This window comes from Nevskia soli DSM 19509 (assembly GCF_000711955.1).
GTDB classification, from domain to species: Bacteria; Pseudomonadota; Gammaproteobacteria; order Nevskiales; family Nevskiaceae; genus Nevskia; species Nevskia soli.
Genome location: NZ_JONR01000010.1, coordinates 153,317 through 170,346, shown reverse-complemented (window position 1 = coordinate 170,346; position 17,030 = coordinate 153,317). Strand labels below are relative to the sequence as shown.

Genomic DNA, 17,030 nt, shown 5'->3' with positions numbered 1-17,030 from the left:
CTCTCGCGCGGGGGCCGGTCATTGCCGACCGGCCCCAGGACACGCGGGATGGTAAAAGCCTAGCGTCGCCTACTTCAGCAGTTCCTCGATCGCGGCGCGCTCTTCACGCAGCTCGGTCTCGGTGGCGGTCATCTTGCCGCGCGAGAACTCGTCGACCGACAGGCCCTGCACGATCTCGTACTTGCCGTCCTTGCAGGTCACGGGATAGCCATACACGACGCCCGGCTTGATGCCGTAGGAGCCGTCGGACGGAATGCCCATGCTGACCCACTTGCCGTTGGTGCCCAGGGCCCAGTCGCGCATGTGGTCGACCGCCGAGGAGGCCGCCGAGGCCGCACTGGAAGCGCCGCGCGCCTTGATGATGGCCGCGCCGCGCTGCTGTACGACGGGGATGAAATCCTTTTCCACCCATTCCTGGGTGACGAGGCTCTTGGCGGCCTTGCCGGCGACGGTGGCGTGGCTGATGTCCGGGTACTGGGTGGCGCTGTGGTTGCCCCAGATGATGACCTTGTCCACGTCCGTCACCGCGGCGCCGGTCTTGGAAGCGATCTGGCTGATGGCGCGGTTGTGGTCCAGGCGCACCATGGCGGTGAACTGCTTGGGATCCATGCCCTTGGCGTTGGACTGCGCGATCAGCGCATTGGTGTTGGCCGGGTTGCCGACCACCAGCACCTTGACGTCCTTGGAGGCCTTGGCCGCGATGGCCTTGCCCTGCACCGAGAAGATCGCCGCGTTGGCCGTCAGCAGATCCTTGCGCTCCATGCCCGGGCCGCGCGGACGCGCGCCGACCAGCAGGGCGTAATCGGTGCCGTCGAAGCCTTCTTCCGGCTTGTCGGTGGCCACCACGCCGTGCACCAGCGGGAAGGCGCAGTCGTTCAGCTCCATCACCACGCCCTGCAGCGCGCCCAGCGCCGGGGTGATTTCGAGCAACTGCAGGATGACCGGCTGGTCCGGGCCCAGCATCGAGCCGCTGGCGATGCGGAAGATCAGCGAGTAGGAAATCTGGCCGGCGGCGCCGGTGACGGTGACGCGTACGGGCTTTTTCATTAAGGGCTCCGGGCGGGTTGAAGAATTCACAGGGGGTGAATTATGCCAAGTCGGCGGGGAGGATGTGTGGCATGCACGGTTTTGGGGCCTCTGCGCGGGCCCGCCGAGGCTTTCGATGAACTTTCAATTTGGCTGCTTCTGGTTTCTGGTTGGCCTCGCCTATGCACTCTGAAGCCTGGGTGTACGCGCTTGCGCGCGAGGCTTTGGAGTCGCAGATTGAAGTTGCGGTTCCGCCTTGAAGGCGGGTTACTTTCTTGTCTCCAGCGACAAGAAAGTAACCAAAGAAGCGCCGCCCCGGAGCCTGCGCAGGCAACGGGGGGAACGTCAAAGGCCAAATCAAAAGCAACCGCAAAAGCGCAAAGCAACGTCAAAAGCCGGAGTGTCGCTCTTGGGCGTTCCTCGGCCTTCTTCGTCATCCCCGCGCAGGCGGGGATCCAGTTTTCCCCAGCCCCTTTCCAGAGGAAAAGGAAAAGCGCTCACCGCATGCGTGCCAACAAAAAACCTTGGCACGCATGGCACGCATGGGGAAAAACAGGGGTGTCGCCGTGTTGTCTTGGCTTGCGACCAATGACGCGCTCGGCCCCTCGATACACCCGCTGCGCGGGCACTCGGGGCGAACGGAGATTGGTGCAAGATCAGGGGAAGAGCGCCCCTCACCCCGACCCTCTCCCCATGAACATGGAGAGAGGAGGAACAACGCGGGCGAGAAGGATCAGCCGACCAGCACCTGCCGCGGCGGCGTCTTCAGCACGCCGCGCAGCGACAGCCAGCCGACCAGGGTGACGATGCCGCAACCGGCCACGGCGCCGGCCAGCCACAACAGGGGCCGCGGTCCGTACGGAATATCGAACACCTTCACCGCCAGCACCCAGGCCATGACCTGCGCCGCGATGGCGGCAACGCTGCCGGCGAGCAGCCCGAGCACGGCGTACTCGGCCAGCAGGCCTTGCAGGATCACTTTCGAAGAGGCCCCGAGCGTGCGCAGCAGCGCGGTCTCCCGCGCGCGCTGTGCGCGCGAAGCTTCGATCACGGCGAGCATCACCACCAGGCCCGCGCCCAGGGTGAAGGCGAAGATGAACTCCAGCGCACCGACCATGCGGTCGACGATGCCCCGCACCTGCGCCAGCGCGGCATCGAGATCCAGCGCGGTGACGTTGGGGAACTGGCGCACCAGTTCGCGCAGCAGGCCGCGCTGCCCGGCCGGCAGGTAGAAGCTGGTGATCCACTGCACCGCGCCGGAGTTTTCCAGCACGCCCGGCGGCGTGGCCAGGAAGAAGTTGGGACGGAAGCTGTCCCAGCGCACCTTGCGCGTGTTGTGCACGGTGAAGGTGGTGCGGGTGCCGGCGATGTCCAGGGTCATGCTGTCGCCGGGCTTGAGCTTGAGCTTTTCGACGCCGTACTCCTCCACCGACAGCCAGGGCTTGCCGGCGTCGGCGGCGGTCCACCACTGGCCGCTGAGCAGCTGGTTGTCGTCGCCGAAATGATCGGTCCACGACAGGTTGAATTCGCGGTTGATCCAGCGCCGCGTTTCCGGGTCTTCGAAACTCTCGGCGGTGACGGGCTTGCCGTTCAGTTCGACCAGGCGCGCGCGCACCATCGGCCATACATCGAGTCCGGCGTAGCCGTGCGCGGCGAAGAAGGCCTGCAGGGGTTTGACCTGTTCCGGCTGGATGTTGATCAGGAACTGGTTGGGCGCGTCGGGCGGCAGGCGATTGCGCCAGCTCGACAGCAGGTCGGCGCGCACTACGGTCAGCAGCAGCAGGGCCAGCAAGGCCACGCCCAAGGCCACCGCCTGGGCCACGGCGGTGCCGCGCCGGCGCGCGATGTTGCCGAGGCCGAAGCGCCAGGCCACGCCGCTGCGGCGACGCAGGGGCGTGAGCAGGTGCACCAGGCCCCAGGCCAGCAGGGCGAGTACGGCGGCGGTGCTGCCGGCGCCGAGGATGACGTAGGCGGCGAGCCGAGGCTCGCCGGACTGGAAGCCGACCAGGGCGCCGACGGCCAGCAATGCGGCCACCAGGCCGAAACGGCTGCGCGTCTCGTTGCCGGCGGCGCGCTGGAACACGCGCACCGGCGGCACCGCCACGGCTTCGAGCACCGGCGGCAGGGCGAAGCCGGCGAGCAGCAGCAGGCACAGGCCCAGGGCTTCCAGCAGCGGCAGCCAGCCCGGCGCGGGCAATGCGGTATTGAGCAGCGGCGCGGCGAACAGGCCCAGCACTTCCTGGCCCAGCGCGCCGACCAGGGCGCCGGCGCCGCCGGCGAACAGACCCAGCAGTACCAGTTGCAGGGCCAGCGCACGGATGACGAAGCCGCGCTGCGCGCCGAGGCACTTGAGCAGGGCCACTTCGTCGCGCAGGCGCTCGCTGTAGAGGCGCGCGGTCAGCGCCACGGCTGCGGCGGAGAGCAGGATGGTGGCGAGGACGGTGATGCCGAGGAAACGGCCGGCGCGCTGCAGGGAATTCTTGATCTCGGGACGCGAGTCCTCGATGCCGCGGAAACGCGCGCCCGGCGGCAGCTTGAGCTGGCGTGCGTCGGCCAGCGCGGCGGGCGCGCCGCCGAGCTGGAGGGTGTATTCGACGCGGCTGCCGGGGCCGAGCAGCTGGGTCGCCGCGAGATCGTGCGCGTTCATCAGCAATTCCGGCGCGAACTCGGCGAAGGCGCCGCCGCGGCCGGGCTCGTTCGCAATGACGGCGGCGACGCGCAGGATGGTGCTGCCTACCTGGAGGCGCGCGTCGGCATGCAGGTTGAGCGCGCTCCACAGGCGGCCGTCGACCCAGGCCTCGCCGGGGGCCGGGATGCCGCGGGCAGGCGCAGCGGGAGCATAAGGCTCGCGGCTCAGGCTCAATTCGCCGCGCACCGGGTAGCCGGCTTCCACCGCCTTGACCGTGGCGAGCTGGGTCTGGTCGCCGTCTGCCGGCGCCACCACGCTGGCGAACTCGGTCAGGGCGACAGTCTTCAGGCCCAGCTTGCGCAGGCCGTCGGCGAAATCCGCCGGATACGGATCGCGGCCCTTGATGATGGCGTCGGCGCCCAGCGCCTCGCCGCTGCCGCGCCCGATGGCCTGCTGCACGCGGCCGCTGAACATGCCGACCGAGACCATGGCGGCGCTGGCCACGGCCAGGGCCAGGCCCAGCACCAGCAGCTCGCCGCTGCGCCAACCGCGGCGCAGGCGGCGGAAGGCGTGGCGCAGTGCGGCGCCCCAGCTATTCATGTAAGCGGCCGCCCTTGAGGGTGAGTACGCGTTGGCAGCGCTGCGCCAGGGCGTTGTCGTGGGTGACCAGGATCAGGGTGGTGCCGCGCGAGCGGTTCAGCTCGAACAGCAGTTCGACGATGCGGTTGCCGGTGGCGAGGTCGAGGTTGCCGGTGGGTTCGTCGGCGAACAGGATGCGCGGCTCTCCGGCGAAGGCGCGGGCGATGGCGACGCGCTGCTGCTCGCCGCCGGAGAGCTGGTGCGGATAGTGGCCGAGGCGCTGACCCAGGCCGACCTGGTCCAGGGTGGCGCGGGCCCGCATCTCGGCATCGGCATGGCCGGCCAGTTCGGCCGGGAGCATGACGTTTTCCAGGGCGGTGAGTCCGGCCAGCAGCTGGAACGACTGGAACACGAAGCCGACCCGGCCGGCGCGCAGGCGGGCGCGGCCGTCCTCGTCGAGGGCGGTGAGGGACTCGCCGGCCAGGCGGATTTCGCCGGAACTGGGCAGGTCCAGCCCGGCGAGCAGGGACAGCAGGGTGGTTTTGCCGGAGCCGGAAGCGCCGACGATGGCGACCGATTCACCCGCCGTGACGCGCAGCGACAGGCCGTCGAGGATCGCCAGAACCGTGCTGCCGTTGGCGGAATCGGCCGGACCGCTGGTGTTAATCTGTTTGACCAGTCGGTCGGCGAAGATCACTTCCGCGGCCGTTGCGTCCGCCGTTGCCCCGTCCATACTCCCAGCCCTGCCAGCCTGTGCATTCATGAAAGCGAATTTTCCCGTGCGTATGTTGCTGTTGTGGTGCAGCCTGCTGTTCAGCGCCGCGGCCGGCGCGGCGGACAAGACCATCCTCGTGTGGGGCGACAGCATCAGCGCGGGCTACGGCCTGGACGCGGATACCGGATGGGTACATCTATTGGAGCGGCGCCTGCAATCTCAAGGCAAGGGCTACGCCGTGGTCAACGCCTCGGTCTCCGGCGAGACCACCGCCGGCGGCCTGTCGCGCCTGCCCGCGGCCTTGGACAAGGTGCATCCTGACATCGTTCTGCTGGAACTGGGCGGAAACGACGGTTTGCGCGCCCAGCCCCTCGACGCCATGCGCGCCAACCTGGACAAGATGATCGACCTGAGCCTGGCGGCGCATGCGCGGCCGGTGCTGTTCGAGATGTACATCCCGCGCAACTACGGGCCGGTCTACGCCGACCGTTTCACCAAGGTCTTCGGCGAGCTGGCGCAGCAGCGCAAGGTGCCGCTGGTGCCGTTCCTGATGGCCGGGCTGGTGGCCGAGCACGACCGCTGGTTCCAGGACGACGGCATCCACCCGAATGCGTCGGCACAGCCGCAGCTGCTGGACGCCGTATGGCCGACCCTGGCTCCGCTCTTGCAGCATGCCACGCATCCGTAACGCCGCGGTTGCCGTAATGCGTTACACACCCATCACGGCAAGTCAGTAGAACTCAGCATGAAGATCGCGGTCATCGGCAGCGGTATTTCCGGCCTCGGTGCCGCGCATTTCCTGTCACGCAAGCACGAGGTGGTGCTGTTCGAACAGGCGCAGCGGGCCGGCGGCCATACCAATACCGTAACGGTGGATACGCCGCGCGGTCCGCTGGCGATCGATACCGGCTTCATCGTCTGCAATCCGGTCAATTACCCGAATTTCTATCCCTTCCTCGATGAGCTGGGCGTGCAGCGCCAGAATACAGACATGTCGCTCGGCGTTTCGGTGGCGGAAGGCCGGGTGGAATGGGCCGGCGACGAACGTCTGACAAGGATTTTTTCGCAGCCCTCGCTGATCTTTTCGCCGACCCATATCGGCATGCTGCTGGCGGTGCTGCGCTTCAACAAGCAGGTCAAGCGGCTGCTCGCCGCAAACACCCTGCCCGAAATCACGCTGGGCGAGTTCCTGGAAAACAACCGCTATCCGATGGCGCTGCGCGTGCGCTACGTCGCCGCCATGGCCGGCCCGATCTGGAGCACCTCCACCCGTGGCGTGATGGACTTCCCCTTCCCCGCCTTTGCCCGCTTCTTCGAGTCGCACGGCCTGCTCAGCGTCTCCGACCAGCCGCAGTGGCAGACCGTGACCGGCGGCTCCAACACCTACGTCCAGAAGGTGCTGGCGCAGTTCAAGGGTGAGCTGCGGCTGGACACCCAGGTGAAATGCCTGAAGCGCGATGCGGACGGCGTGGTGCTGAGCACCGCGCTGGGCGAGGAGCGCTATGACGCGGTGGTCTGCGCCACCCACTCCGACCAGGCCCTGGCAATGCTGCCGGATGCCTGCGAGGCCGAGTGCAACCTGCTGGCCAGCGTGCCCTTCGCCTCCAACACCGCCTACCTGCACACCGATGAATCGTTGATGCCCAAGCGCAGGCGCGCCTGGTCGAGCTGGAATGCGATCCTGGCGCGGGACGAACTGAGCGATGAGCCGATCGGCGTCAGCTACTGGATGAACCTGCTGCAGAAGCTCGATACGCCGACGCAGTACATCGTCTCGCTCAACCCGCCGCGGCCGCCGCGGCCGGAAACGGTGCTGTACCAGACCCGTTACGAGCATCCGCTGTACACCCCCGCCACCATCCAGGCGCAGCGGCGCCTGCCGGAGATCCAGGGGCGCAACCGCATCTGGTGGGCCGGCGCCTGGACCGCCTATGGATTCCACGAGGATGGCTTCAAGTCCGGCCTGCGGGCGGTGGCGGGCATCGACCGGAGTTGCCTGCCGGTATGGGCCACCGGCCTGGAACTGGAATCCGCGCATGGCGGAGCCTCCGCCACGGGCCGCATTCTTGCCGATTCAGGCCTGGAGCCGGCCTGAAGACATGGACAACCGATTGCTCATCGCAGTCCCGGGCCGCGCATAATCCGGCCATGGCCAACCCGGAAGTCGCTTGCCTGTACGCCTGCCAGGTGATGCACCGGCGGCTGGTGGCGCCGCTCTATCGCTTCGTCTACCGCGTGTTCTACCTGCTGCTGGATATCGACCACATCGATGCGGCGGCCCGGGGCACCCGGCTGTTCTCCCATAACCGCTTCAACCTGCTGGCCTTTCACGACCGCGACCACGGCGACGGCAGCGGGCGCCTGCGCGCCTGGGCGGAGAGCCTGCTCGCGGGAGCCGGCATCGACCTGGCGGGCGGACGCATCCGCCTGTTGGTGCTGCCGCGCCTGCTCGGCCATGCCTTCAACCCGATCAGCCTGTGGTACTGCGAGCACCGCGACGGCAGCCTGCGCGCGGTCATCGCCGAGGTGCGCAACACCTTCGGCGAGAAGCACTGCTACCTGCTCGGCGGCGACGGCGCGGCCATGCCCTATGAAACGCCGCACGAGAAGGACAAGTGCTTCCACGTCTCGCCGTTCTTCGATCTGGTGGGGCGCTACCGCTTCACCCTGGGCGAGCCGGGAGCGCGGATTCGCGTGGCGATCCACGAGACCCGCGAGGGCCAGGCCATCCTCGACGCCACCGTGGCGGGCGAGCGCCGGCCGCTGGGAGATGCGGCGATCCTGGGGCTGGTGGCGCTGATGCCGTTGATGACTCTCAAGGTGGTGGCGGGCATCCACTGGGAGGCGCTGAAGATCTGGCTGCGCGGCGGCAAGTTCCACCGCAAGCCTGAGCCGCCGAAGGTTGAGGTGAGCTAAAGCACGCTCCCCTTTCCTGTTTGCCGAAGAGGGGGAAACTCCCCTTGCTTTTTGAACTGGTGCTCAACGGAAAACTCACGCCCCCTCGTTTAAGGGGTGTGCGCGGCATCCGGACGCTACAAAGATGCGTATTAGGGGATACGGCCGCGCCAGTGCGGGCGCAGGCTGAACAAATGGGGCGTCACGAGATGAAGAATCAGGATTTCGATGGGGGCGATTCACTGGGCCGCATCCTGGGCCGCGACGGCTTTTCACCGGACCTGCCGACGGCGCTGGTGCCCCGGGACAATGGCCGGGGCGTATCGCTGGGACTGAAGCTGCTGATGTACATGGTCTCGGGCATCCGCTTCGGCTCGCTCGACGTGACCCTGCCCGATGGCAGCGTGCGCCGGTTCGCAGGCTCCCAGCCGGGGCCGCACGGCGTGTGGCACATCAAGAGCGAGCGCCTGATCCGCCACATCCTGGCTTCGGGTGAAGTGGGCGTCGGCGATTCCTACATGGACGATTGCTGGGATTCGCCCGACCTGGCGCAGCTGTTGCTGGTGATGCACATCAACGAGCCCTACTACAAGGGCCCGTTCGAGGCGAACTGGCTGGGCCGCGTCTACGGCTGGTGGAAGCACAAGCGCCGCGCCAACACCAAACGCACCGCGCGCAAGAACATCGAACACCACTACGATCTCGGCAACGAGTTCTACAAGATATGGCTGGACGAGACCATGGCGTATTCCTCCGGCATGTTCATCCAGCCGAACGAGACGCTGATGGATGCGCAGCTCAACAAGTTCCGGCTGATGTACGAACGGCTGGGCCTGAAAGCCGAACACAGGCTGCTGGAGATCGGTTCGGGCTGGGGCGGCTTCGCCATCTATGCGGCGCAACGTTCCGGTTGCCGCGTGCACTCGATCACGCTGTCGCGGGAACAACTGGTAGAGGCGCGCATCCGCGCCGAAGCGGCCGGGGTGTCGGACCGGGTCACTTTCGAACTGCGCGACTACCGCGACGTAACGGAGCAGTACGACCGCGTGGTGTCGATCGAGATGTACGAGGCGGTGGGCGAGGAATACTGGCCGGGCTACTTCGCCACCATCGCCCACGCGCTGAAGCCGGGCGGGCGGGCGGCGATCCAGGGCATCACCCTGAACCCGAAACTGTTCGAGCACTATCGCAGCAAGCGCGATTTCGTGCAGAAGTACATCTTCCCCGGCGGCATGCTGTGCCCGCCGGACCGCTTCGAAAACCTGGCGCGCGCCGCCGGCCTGACGCCGGCGGATGCCAGCTTCCACGCCCTCGACTACGCCGACACCCTGGCGCAGTGGCACCGCAACGTGATCGGCGTACGCGAAGCCATCGTGCGGCAGTTCGATGAGCGCTTCCTGCGCATGTGGCGCTACTACCTGGCCTATTGCGAATGCGGCTTCCGGGCCGGCAGCGTCGACCTGATGCAGATTACGCTGAACAAGGCGTAACCTTGCCGCGATCCGCCGCCGCGCCCGGCGCGGCGGCTTTTTTCCCATGGACCGGAGCACGGCATGACCGGCAGGCTCAAGCTGATATTCGCGCTGGCGCTGATCGCCATCCTTTGCACCACCACCTGGGCATCGCTGCAGATGCCGTTCTGGAAGACGCCGCAAGCGGTAGTCGGGCACCCCTGGTTCATCGCCACCCTGGTGGACACCTACCTCGCCTTCTTCACCTTCTGGCTGTGGGTGGCCTACAAGGAACGCTCGAATCTGGCGCGCGGGGTGTGGCTGCTGCTGATCTTCGGCCTGGGCAATATCGCCATCGCCGGCTACATGCTGCTGCAGCTGTACCGCACGCCGCCCGACGGCGGCATCGAAGCACTGCTGCTGCGCCGCGAATGAGACAGCCGGCGCAGGCCACGGCTCAGCGCAGCTGGTGGAAGCGGCACGTGGTCGACCTCATCGTGGCGCAGTTCCGGCAGGGCATCACGCCGGAGAAGATCGCCCTGACGGTGGCGCTCGGCTGCGTCCTCGCCACCTTCCCGATCCTCGGCTCGACCACCCTGCTGTGCACAGCCGCGGCGCTGTGGCTGCGGCTGAATCAGCCCATCATCCAGCTGGCGAACTACCTGTGCTATCCCCTGCAAATCCTGTTGTTGATCCCGCTGTACCGCGCCGGTGAATGGCTGGGGGCGCCGCACCTGGCGCTGTCGATCCCGCAGCTGATGGAGCGCTTCAGGGCGGGGCCGCTGCAATTCATCGCCGACTTCGCCGGCATCGCCCTCGGCGGCGTCGGCATCTGGTGCCTGGCCGCGCCGCCGGTGGGCGCCGCCCTTTATTTCATCCTGCGCCCGCCGCTGCGGCTGCTGGCGATTCGTTCGCGCCGCAACGCCGGAAACGTTTAGCCGGGCCAGAGCCGGCTGCGGATGAGACGCCTGAAGACTTGACCGCTCCACCGATTTAGGTGTATATACACCTTATGAATCAAACAGAATTCCTCGAATGTGATGACTGCCTGTGCTTTGCCGCACGCCGCGCGGCACGGGCCATCACCCAGTTTTACGACCGGCAACTGCGCGAGAGCGGGCTGCGCAGCACGCAATTCACCCTGCTGGCCTTCCTGCTCAACGCCGGCACCAGCTCGGTCAACCAGGCCGCCGAGTATCTCGGCATGGAGCGGACCACGCTGAGCCGCAACCTGGAGCCGCTGCTGTCCGCCGGCTATGTGCGGGTCGACAGCGGCGAGGACCGCCGCGTGAAAATGATCGCCATCACGACCAAGGGTAGAGCCGCGGCCCGGGCGGCGCTGCCGCTATGGCGACAGGCGCAGCAGGCAATGACTGCCAGACTGCCGCCCGCCGCAGCCCAGACCTTGAGCCTGGCGTCGAGGGTGGGCTGATTTTTTTGACTAAATATGTGTAACTACACCTAATTCGAGATGCCCGTGATTTTCGACATCCTTGCTGCTATCACCCTGGGCGCGCTGGCGGTGCTGGCGCCTTACCACCTGTTGTTGTCCCCGTTCGTGTTCGCCCGGTTGGCGGGCGCGAAACGGAAACGGTTTGCGCTATCGGCTCACGCGCATCCGATCAAAGCGGTTTGAGCAACCATCATCCAGATTGGAGAATCACATGAACACGATCCAAACCCTGTCCCGCGGTGCCGCCTTGGCCTTGCTGGTGTCCGCAACCTCGATGCCGGCGCAGGCTCAATCAGCCAACGCCGCCGATCTTTTCATCAGCACCGTGCTGACCGCGGAGCTGCGCACCCCGCCGGCCGCATCCACCCCTGCCGCGGACGACGGCAGCAATGCCAGCGATGCGTTCGTGGCCGCGGTGCTCAAGCCGCAGCTGGCCCGCGGCGGCGCATCGCCCGCCGACGCAGCGGCGGGGAAATTCGCCCCCGCGCCGGTCGCGGCCTTCATGGTGGCCCCGCCGCAGGCAGGTTGAAGGTGGGGACGGTTGAGTTCCGGGGAGCGGTGCCGCTCCCCGGAACGTCCCCGCTCAGAGATAGCTGAGCCACCAGTAGTCCTTGTGCCGGCTCTTGTAGCCGGCGTACCAGCGGCATGGCGGGTAGAGGATCAGGATGGTCAGCGCCCAGACGATGTACAGGCGCAACAGGCTGGGCTCGTATCCCGCAGGCAGGGACGGGGTGAGAAACGCGGGTTGCGCGCCGACGCCGTAGACGAGCTTCGCGGCAATCCAGGCGCCCAGGTGCAACAGGGGCAGGTGCAGCAGGTAGAAGAAGAACGGCACCCGGCCGAACACGCTTACCAGACGCACCCAGGCTCCGCGCTGTTTCTCCAGCCAGGGCAGCAGGAGCAGGACCGGACCCAGGGTCATCAGCAGGTACAGCAGGGAGGGCGGGTACTTGGTGACGTTGAGCACGCCCAGCGCCGTGTACAGCGGGCCGCGCGGGTTGCTCAGCCACGGCTGCGACTCGCCGTAGAAATTGCTCAGCCGCAACAGCAGGAACAGGGCGACGGCGGCCAGCCCGAGACGACGCATCCAGCGGTCGCGCTCCTGCGGCGGCAGCTCCAGCAGCTCGCCGAAGCAATAGCCCAGGGCCATGACGCCGACCCAGGGCACCAGGGGATAGCCCAGCGCCACCATGTAGCCCGAGGCGGTCACCGGCGCGGCGTGGAATTCGTGCGCTGCCGCCCACAGCCAGCCCCAGCCGGCGCCATAGGCGGCAACGTCCTCGTAGTGGATGCCGTCGAAGGCGTTGTGGCCGAACACCAGCAGCAGGCCGAAGGCGGCGATGGCGCGCCTGGGCAGGAACAGCAGGGCCGCCAGCAGGGCCATGCACCAGCCCAGCGCCCAGATCACCTGCAGCACCAGGCCGTTGAAGTCGAAGCGCCAGCTGAAGCTGACCACGGTCAATTCCAGCAGCACCAGCCACAGGCCGCGTGTGAGCAGGAAACGCTGCAGTTCGCCGCGCGTGGCGCCGGTGTTGCGGGCATAGAGCCAGGCGCTGGTGCCGGCCAGGAACATGAAGGTCGGGGCGCAGAAGTGGGTGATCCAGCGGGTCAGGAACAGCGCCGCCGAGGCCTTGCCCAGGTCGGCGGGATCGTAGGGCGTGGGATCCCAGAAATCGCGCACGTGGTCGATCGCCATGATGATCATGACGATACCGCGCATCAGGTCGATCGAACCGATGCGGTTGGCGACCCGCACCACCGCGCCGCTGGCGGCCTGTTCCCCCAGCCGGTCGATGCTTGTCACCGCCATGCGCCCTCCCCCTTTTCCCTGCCGCAGGCAGTGGGATGCGCGAAGCGGCGGCCGCGTTTAAACCACGGCCGGGGGAACTGCCCAGCCTTCAGCTGTAAGCCTGCTCCAACTCCTCCAGCGCCTCGCCGGTATAGACCGCCAGGCGCTGCATGTGCGGCAGGGTGTCGCGGCAGCCGGTGTAACCGAAGTTGAGCGTGCCGGCGTAGCTGACGCAGGTGATATTCAGGGCCTGGCCGTGGCTGAGCAGGGAGATGGGGTACATCGCCTCCAGCCGCGCGCCGGCGAAGTACAGGGGCTTCTCCGGTCCCGGCACATTGGAGATGGTGACGTTGAACATGGGGCGGCCGCGCCCGCCCAGGCCGGTCATCAGGCTGAGGATGAAGGGACCCATGAAGGCCGAGGTGTAGTTGTTGAGGCTGGTCTTGCGCAGGCCCTGGAGATGCTCCTTGGCATGCACGGTGGAGATGCGGATCTTCTCCAGGCGCTCGCGCGGATCGGCCACGTCGGTGGCCAGGTTGCCGAGGATGAAGGTGATGGCGGTGCCGACGCTGTCGTCGCCCTGCGGCCGGATCGACACCGGCAGGCCGGCGGTGAGCGCCTCGGCCGGCAGCTCACCGGACTCGTCGAGGAAACGGCGCAGGGCGCCCGCGCAGATCGACAGCACGATGTCGTTGAGCGTGACCCCGGCCTTCTTCGCCAGGACGCGCAGCCGGGTCATTTCGTATTGCTGGGTGGCGAAGCGGCGCGGCGCGGTGACGCGGCCGTTGAGCACCGACTTGGGCGCGTTGAAGGGCCGCACCAGCGCCGGGTCTGCGTCCTTGCCCCGCCCCCAGACCTGGGCCATGGCGCGGCCCACTTCGGGCAGGGTTTCCGCCTGTTCGCGCACGTTCTGGTACAGCGCGCCAAGACGCTCCGACAGCGAACCGCCGGCACTGTCGCCGCGCTGCTTGAGGCTGCCCAGGGACCAGGGCGGCACGATTTCGCGATTGCGCGGGGACTCGGACATGGCGCGCTGGATCATGCGCATGCCGGCCATGCCGTCCATCAGCGCATGGTGCATCTTGGTATAGAGGGCGAAACGGCCGCCTTCCAGGCCTTCGATCAGGTGGCATTCCCACAGCGGCCGCTTCAGGTCCAGCGGGTGGCTGTGCAGGCGCGACACCAGCACGCCCAGCTCGCGCTCGCCGCCCGGCTCGGGCAGGGCGGAATGGCGCACGTGGTAGTCGAGATCGACGTTCTTGTCGATCTCCCAGGCCGGGAACAGGCCGCTCAGGGGGGACTCGGCCAGGCGCAGGTTCCAGGGCGGCACGAAGGTGGAGTCGGCCCTGAAGCGGTCGATCAGGTCGCGCAGGAAGCTGGCCTTGGCGTTCTTCGGCTGACTGAAGATCTGCAGGCCGGCGACGTGCATCGGCGTATCACGCGACTCCACCAGCAGCCAGGCCGCGTCGAGCGGCTTGAGCCTCTTCATATGTCCTCCTGAGTTATTGACCTGCTTTGCCCAGCACTTTAACCCGGCGCGGCGGGCAATGCTGTGTGCCGCATCGCGCCCGATGCCCCTGGACAATGTACGCGGCAGATGTGCGCGGCCGGATAAGCCGCTAGGCTTTGCGCAGTCCCGACCGCCGCCGCCCATGCTCCGCATCATCTGCCCCCTGTGCCGCCAGCCCCTGCAGCGCCAGCCTGCGGTGTGGAAGTGTCCCTGGGGGCACAGCTTCGACGTGGCCCGCGGGGGCTATGTGAACCTGCTGCCGGTGCAGCACAAGAACAGCCTGGAGCCGGGCGACAGCGCGGAGATGGTGATGGCGCGACGCGCGTTCCTGCAGGCCGGGCACTACCAGCCGCTGCGCGAGGCTTGCGTGGCCCTGCTGGCGCCGCTGGGAGCGCAGGCCCTGCTCGATGTCGGCTGCGGCGAGGGCTACTACACAGGCGCATTCACGGCGGCGGCGCCGGAGGTGATCGGCCTGGACATCGCCAAGCCGGCGATCCGCCTGGCGGCGAAGCGTTTCCTCGACATCACCTGGCTGGTCGGCAGCGCCGCCCTGCTGCCGCTGGCCGATGCCTCGGTGGACATCGTGTGCAGCCTGTTCAGCCAGTTGCAGATCGCCGAGATGCAGCGGGTGCTGAGCCCCGGCGGCCATGTGCTGGTGGTGACGCCGGCGGCGGATCACCTGTGGAGCGTGCGCGAGCAGCTGTTCGACACGGTGCAACCGCACGAGCCGGACAAGTTCCTGGCCGGCTTCGAGGGCGCGTTCGAACTGCATACGCGGCAGGAGGTACGCGTTTCCCTGAGCCTGGGGCAGCCGGCGCTGCGGCAGCTGCTGGAGATGACGCCCTATGCCTGGAAGGCGAAGCCGGAGAAGCGGGCGGCGCTGGAAAGCCGGGAGACGTTTTTCACGCAGGCGGCGTTTTCCCTGATGTTGCTGCGGAAGGTGTAACAGCGCAGCGGCGGCCACAAGCCGCCCTGCTTTCTCTTCTCAGGCAGCGGCGAAAGCCTTCGCGATCAGGTGCCGCGGCACCTTGGTTTTCGGCACCGGGCTGTCGAACCAGCTGCGCACGTCTTCTTCCAGGCCGATGCCGTGCATGTAGTTGTAGAGCGCCTTGTTCAGCGCCGCGCCGAGTTCGTCGTGGTCGACGCCGGTCGGGTCGATGAAGGCGATGTCGTTCTTGGCGAAGGACACCGGCGGCAGCGGCGCCAGGGTGACGCCGTATTCCGCCGGGTTGCGGCCCACCGGCGAGTGCACGGTGCAGGCGAAGCGGTGGAAGAAGCCGGACTGGATGCAGCCGGCCTCGAACAGCTGGCGCACGTATTCCAGCGCGTCGACGGTGTCCTGCACGGTCTGCGTGGGGAAGCCGTACATCAGGTAGGCGTGGACCAGGATGCCGGCGTCGGTGAAGGCGCGGGTGACGCGGGCCACCTGCTCCACCGAGACGCCTTTCTTCATCAACTTGAGCAGGCGGTCGGAGGCGACCTCGAGGCCGCCGGAGATGGCGATGCAGCCGCTGTCGGCGAGCTGCCGGCACAACTCCGGGGTGAAGGATTTCTCGAAGCGGATATTGCCCCACCAGGAAATCGACAGCTGGCGTCTTTGCAGTTCGGCGGCGAGGGTCTTGAGGGCCTTGGGCGGGGCCGCCTCGTCGACGAAATGGAAGCCGGTCTGGCCGGTCTCGGCCACGATCCGTTCGATGCGGTCGACCAGGATGGCGGCGCTGGCGGTGTCGTAGCGGGAGATGTAGTCGAGGCTGACGTCGCAGAAACTGCACTTCTTCCAGTAGCAGCCGTGGGCCACGGTGAGCTTGTTCCAGCGGCCGTCCGACCACAGGCGGTGCATGGGATTGAGCATGTCCAGCACCGACAGGTAGCGATCCAGCGGCAGGCCGTCCCAGGTAGGGGTGCCGATGTCGGCGAAGGCGATGTCGGGCTCGCCGCAGTCGATGTAGCGCACCGCGCCGTCGGCGCCGCGGGCGAAGGTGCGCACCAGGCGCTCCTGCGGGCGTTCGCCGCGCAGGTGTTCGAGCAGGGCCAGCAGCGGGCGCTCGCCGGCGTCCAGGCTGACGTAGTCGAAGTAGTCGAACACGCGCGGTTCGGCCAGTTCGCGCAGTTCGGTGTTGACGAAGCCGCCGCCGAGCACGGTGACGACGGAGGGGTCCTGCGCCTTGATCGACTGGGCGATGCGGAAGGCGGCGTAGACCGCGCCGGGGAACGGCACCGAGATCAGAGCCACTTGCGGCTGGTGCCGCGCCAGCGCTTCCAGGGTCAACTCATGCAGGGTGCTGTCGACGAGATTGAGCGGGGCCGCCAGGGCTTCGGCCAGGGGCTCGAAGCTGGCCTGGCTCTGCGCCAGGGACTCGGCGTAGCGCACGAACTCGAAGCGCTGATCGACCGCGTCGCGCAGTACGTCGGCGAGATCGTTGAGGTAGAGGGTGGCGAGATGGCGGGCGCGATCCTGCACGCCGAGCGAGCCGAAGGCCCAGGCCAGGGCGTCGCCGCCGTCCTCGTCGCCATCTTCTCCGGCGGTGTAGACGTCGAGCGAGCCGAAGCGCGCCCCCTCGGGCAGGAAGTTGCGGCCGCAGATGCGGTGACCGATGGTGGAATCGCGCCCCTGCAGGAAGGCGATGGCTGGGGTGACGGTAGACAGGTAACGCGCGAATTGTGCGTGGAAGGCCTTGACCCGGGGCGAGCGCTTGCGCGGCGGCAGGGCTTCGATGCGGTCGTGGATGGCGCGCAGGCCCTCGGGCGAAAACAGCTTCAGCACCAGGGCCAGGGCCAGGTCTTCCTGCACCGCATCGACGCCGCGCGAGCGCAGGAAGCCGGTGAGGTAGGCGGTGGACGGGTACGGCGTGTTGAGCTGCGTCATCGGCGGGATGACGGAGAGCACGCGGAGGGGCTGGGCTGGGGTCATTCTGGCAACGCTTTACGGTCCGGGCCAGTGCGGCCTTTTCCCACGCCGTGTCGGCGCGGCGCCATCTTAGCA

The 17,030-nt window shown here is 67.5% G+C and carries 16 protein-coding genes; 10 read left to right on the top strand and 6 right to left on the bottom strand.

Features of this window, described 5'->3' with window-relative positions:
* Window positions 1–69: 69 nt before the first annotated feature.
* The 3 genes from BP26_RS0107075 to BP26_RS0107065 all read right to left on the bottom strand — a co-directional run bounded on the left by BP26_RS0107075 (window position 70) and on the right by BP26_RS0107065 (window position 4,967).
* Entirely contained in the window at window positions 70–1,047 is a 978-nt protein-coding gene (locus BP26_RS0107075; protein WP_029919876.1) for a malate dehydrogenase, read from the bottom strand.
* Window positions 1,048–1,759: 712 nt separating this feature from the next.
* Complete coding sequence (locus tag BP26_RS0107070; RefSeq protein WP_029919875.1) at window positions 1,760–4,255, bottom strand: ABC transporter permease; 2,496 nt, start codon at window positions 4,253–4,255, stop codon at window positions 1,760–1,762.
* Window positions 4,248–4,967 (bottom strand): ABC transporter ATP-binding protein, encoded by a 720-nt coding sequence (locus BP26_RS0107065; RefSeq protein WP_084182879.1) that lies wholly within the window; start codon window positions 4,965–4,967, stop codon window positions 4,248–4,250. The genes BP26_RS0107070 and BP26_RS0107065 overlap by 8 nt, the downstream gene beginning before the upstream one ends.
* A 52-nt stretch (window positions 4,968–5,019) precedes the next feature.
* Between BP26_RS0107065 and BP26_RS0107060 the strand changes: the two genes are divergently transcribed.
* The 9 genes from BP26_RS0107060 to BP26_RS0107020 all read left to right on the top strand — a co-directional run bounded on the left by BP26_RS0107060 (window position 5,020) and on the right by BP26_RS0107020 (window position 11,277).
* Window positions 5,020–5,637, top strand: coding sequence for an arylesterase (locus tag BP26_RS0107060; protein WP_029919873.1), 618 nt, complete (start codon window positions 5,020–5,022; stop codon window positions 5,635–5,637).
* A 57-nt stretch (window positions 5,638–5,694) separates the two neighbouring features.
* The gene (locus tag BP26_RS0107055; RefSeq protein ID WP_084182878.1) at window positions 5,695–7,044 is read left to right on the top strand and encodes an NAD(P)/FAD-dependent oxidoreductase; all 1,350 of its coding nucleotides are present in this window, start codon (window positions 5,695–5,697) and stop codon (window positions 7,042–7,044) included.
* A 53-nt stretch (window positions 7,045–7,097) separates the two neighbouring features.
* Complete coding sequence (locus BP26_RS0107050; protein ID WP_029919871.1) at window positions 7,098–7,865, top strand: DUF1365 domain-containing protein; 768 nt, start codon at window positions 7,098–7,100, stop codon at window positions 7,863–7,865.
* A 188-nt stretch (window positions 7,866–8,053) separates the two neighbouring features.
* Window positions 8,054–9,334 (top strand): SAM-dependent methyltransferase, encoded by a 1,281-nt coding sequence (locus BP26_RS0107045; protein ID WP_084182877.1) that lies wholly within the window; start codon window positions 8,054–8,056, stop codon window positions 9,332–9,334.
* A 63-nt stretch (window positions 9,335–9,397) separates the two neighbouring features.
* Window positions 9,398–9,730 carry a DUF1475 family protein gene (locus BP26_RS0107040; RefSeq protein ID WP_029919869.1) on the top strand — a complete coding sequence of 111 codons (333 nt, stop codon included), beginning with the start codon at window positions 9,398–9,400 and terminating at the stop codon, window positions 9,728–9,730.
* Window positions 9,727–10,233, top strand: coding sequence for a DUF2062 domain-containing protein (locus BP26_RS0107035; protein ID WP_029919868.1), 507 nt, complete (start codon window positions 9,727–9,729; stop codon window positions 10,231–10,233). The genes BP26_RS0107040 and BP26_RS0107035 overlap by 4 nt, the downstream gene beginning before the upstream one ends.
* A gap of 74 nt (window positions 10,234–10,307) precedes the next feature.
* Entirely contained in the window at window positions 10,308–10,727 is a 420-nt protein-coding gene (locus BP26_RS0107030; RefSeq protein ID WP_051748514.1) for a MarR family winged helix-turn-helix transcriptional regulator, read from the top strand.
* Window positions 10,728–10,772: 45 nt separating this feature from the next.
* Window positions 10,773–10,931 (top strand): hypothetical protein, encoded by a 159-nt coding sequence (locus BP26_RS29285; RefSeq protein WP_157572402.1) that lies wholly within the window; start codon window positions 10,773–10,775, stop codon window positions 10,929–10,931.
* 28 nt (window positions 10,932–10,959) lie between these two features.
* On the top strand, window positions 10,960–11,277 hold the full coding sequence (locus tag BP26_RS0107020) for a hypothetical protein (RefSeq protein ID WP_029919866.1): 318 nt from the start codon (window positions 10,960–10,962) through the stop codon (window positions 11,275–11,277).
* A 54-nt stretch (window positions 11,278–11,331) separates the two neighbouring features.
* Here the strand turns inward: BP26_RS0107020 and BP26_RS0107015 are convergent, their stop codons facing one another.
* Both BP26_RS0107015 and BP26_RS0107010 read right to left on the bottom strand, forming a co-directional pair.
* Complete coding sequence (locus tag BP26_RS0107015; protein ID WP_051748511.1) at window positions 11,332–12,558, bottom strand: acetyltransferase domain-containing protein; 1,227 nt, start codon at window positions 12,556–12,558, stop codon at window positions 11,332–11,334.
* 88 nt (window positions 12,559–12,646) lie between these two features.
* On the bottom strand, window positions 12,647–14,026 hold the full coding sequence (locus BP26_RS0107010; protein WP_036516253.1) for a WS/DGAT/MGAT family O-acyltransferase: 1,380 nt from the start codon (window positions 14,024–14,026) through the stop codon (window positions 12,647–12,649).
* 163 nt (window positions 14,027–14,189) lie between these two features.
* Here BP26_RS0107010 and BP26_RS0107005 point away from each other — a divergent pair, with 163 nt between their 5' ends.
* Window positions 14,190–14,993, top strand: a complete 804-nt coding sequence (locus BP26_RS0107005) for a putative RNA methyltransferase (protein ID WP_029919863.1) — start codon at window positions 14,190–14,192, stop codon at window positions 14,991–14,993.
* A 39-nt stretch (window positions 14,994–15,032) separates the two neighbouring features.
* Here the strand turns inward: BP26_RS0107005 and BP26_RS0107000 are convergent, their stop codons facing one another.
* Entirely contained in the window at window positions 15,033–16,958 is a 1,926-nt protein-coding gene (locus tag BP26_RS0107000; RefSeq protein WP_029919862.1) for a B12-binding domain-containing radical SAM protein, read from the bottom strand.
* Window positions 16,959–17,030 lie beyond the last annotated feature (72 nt).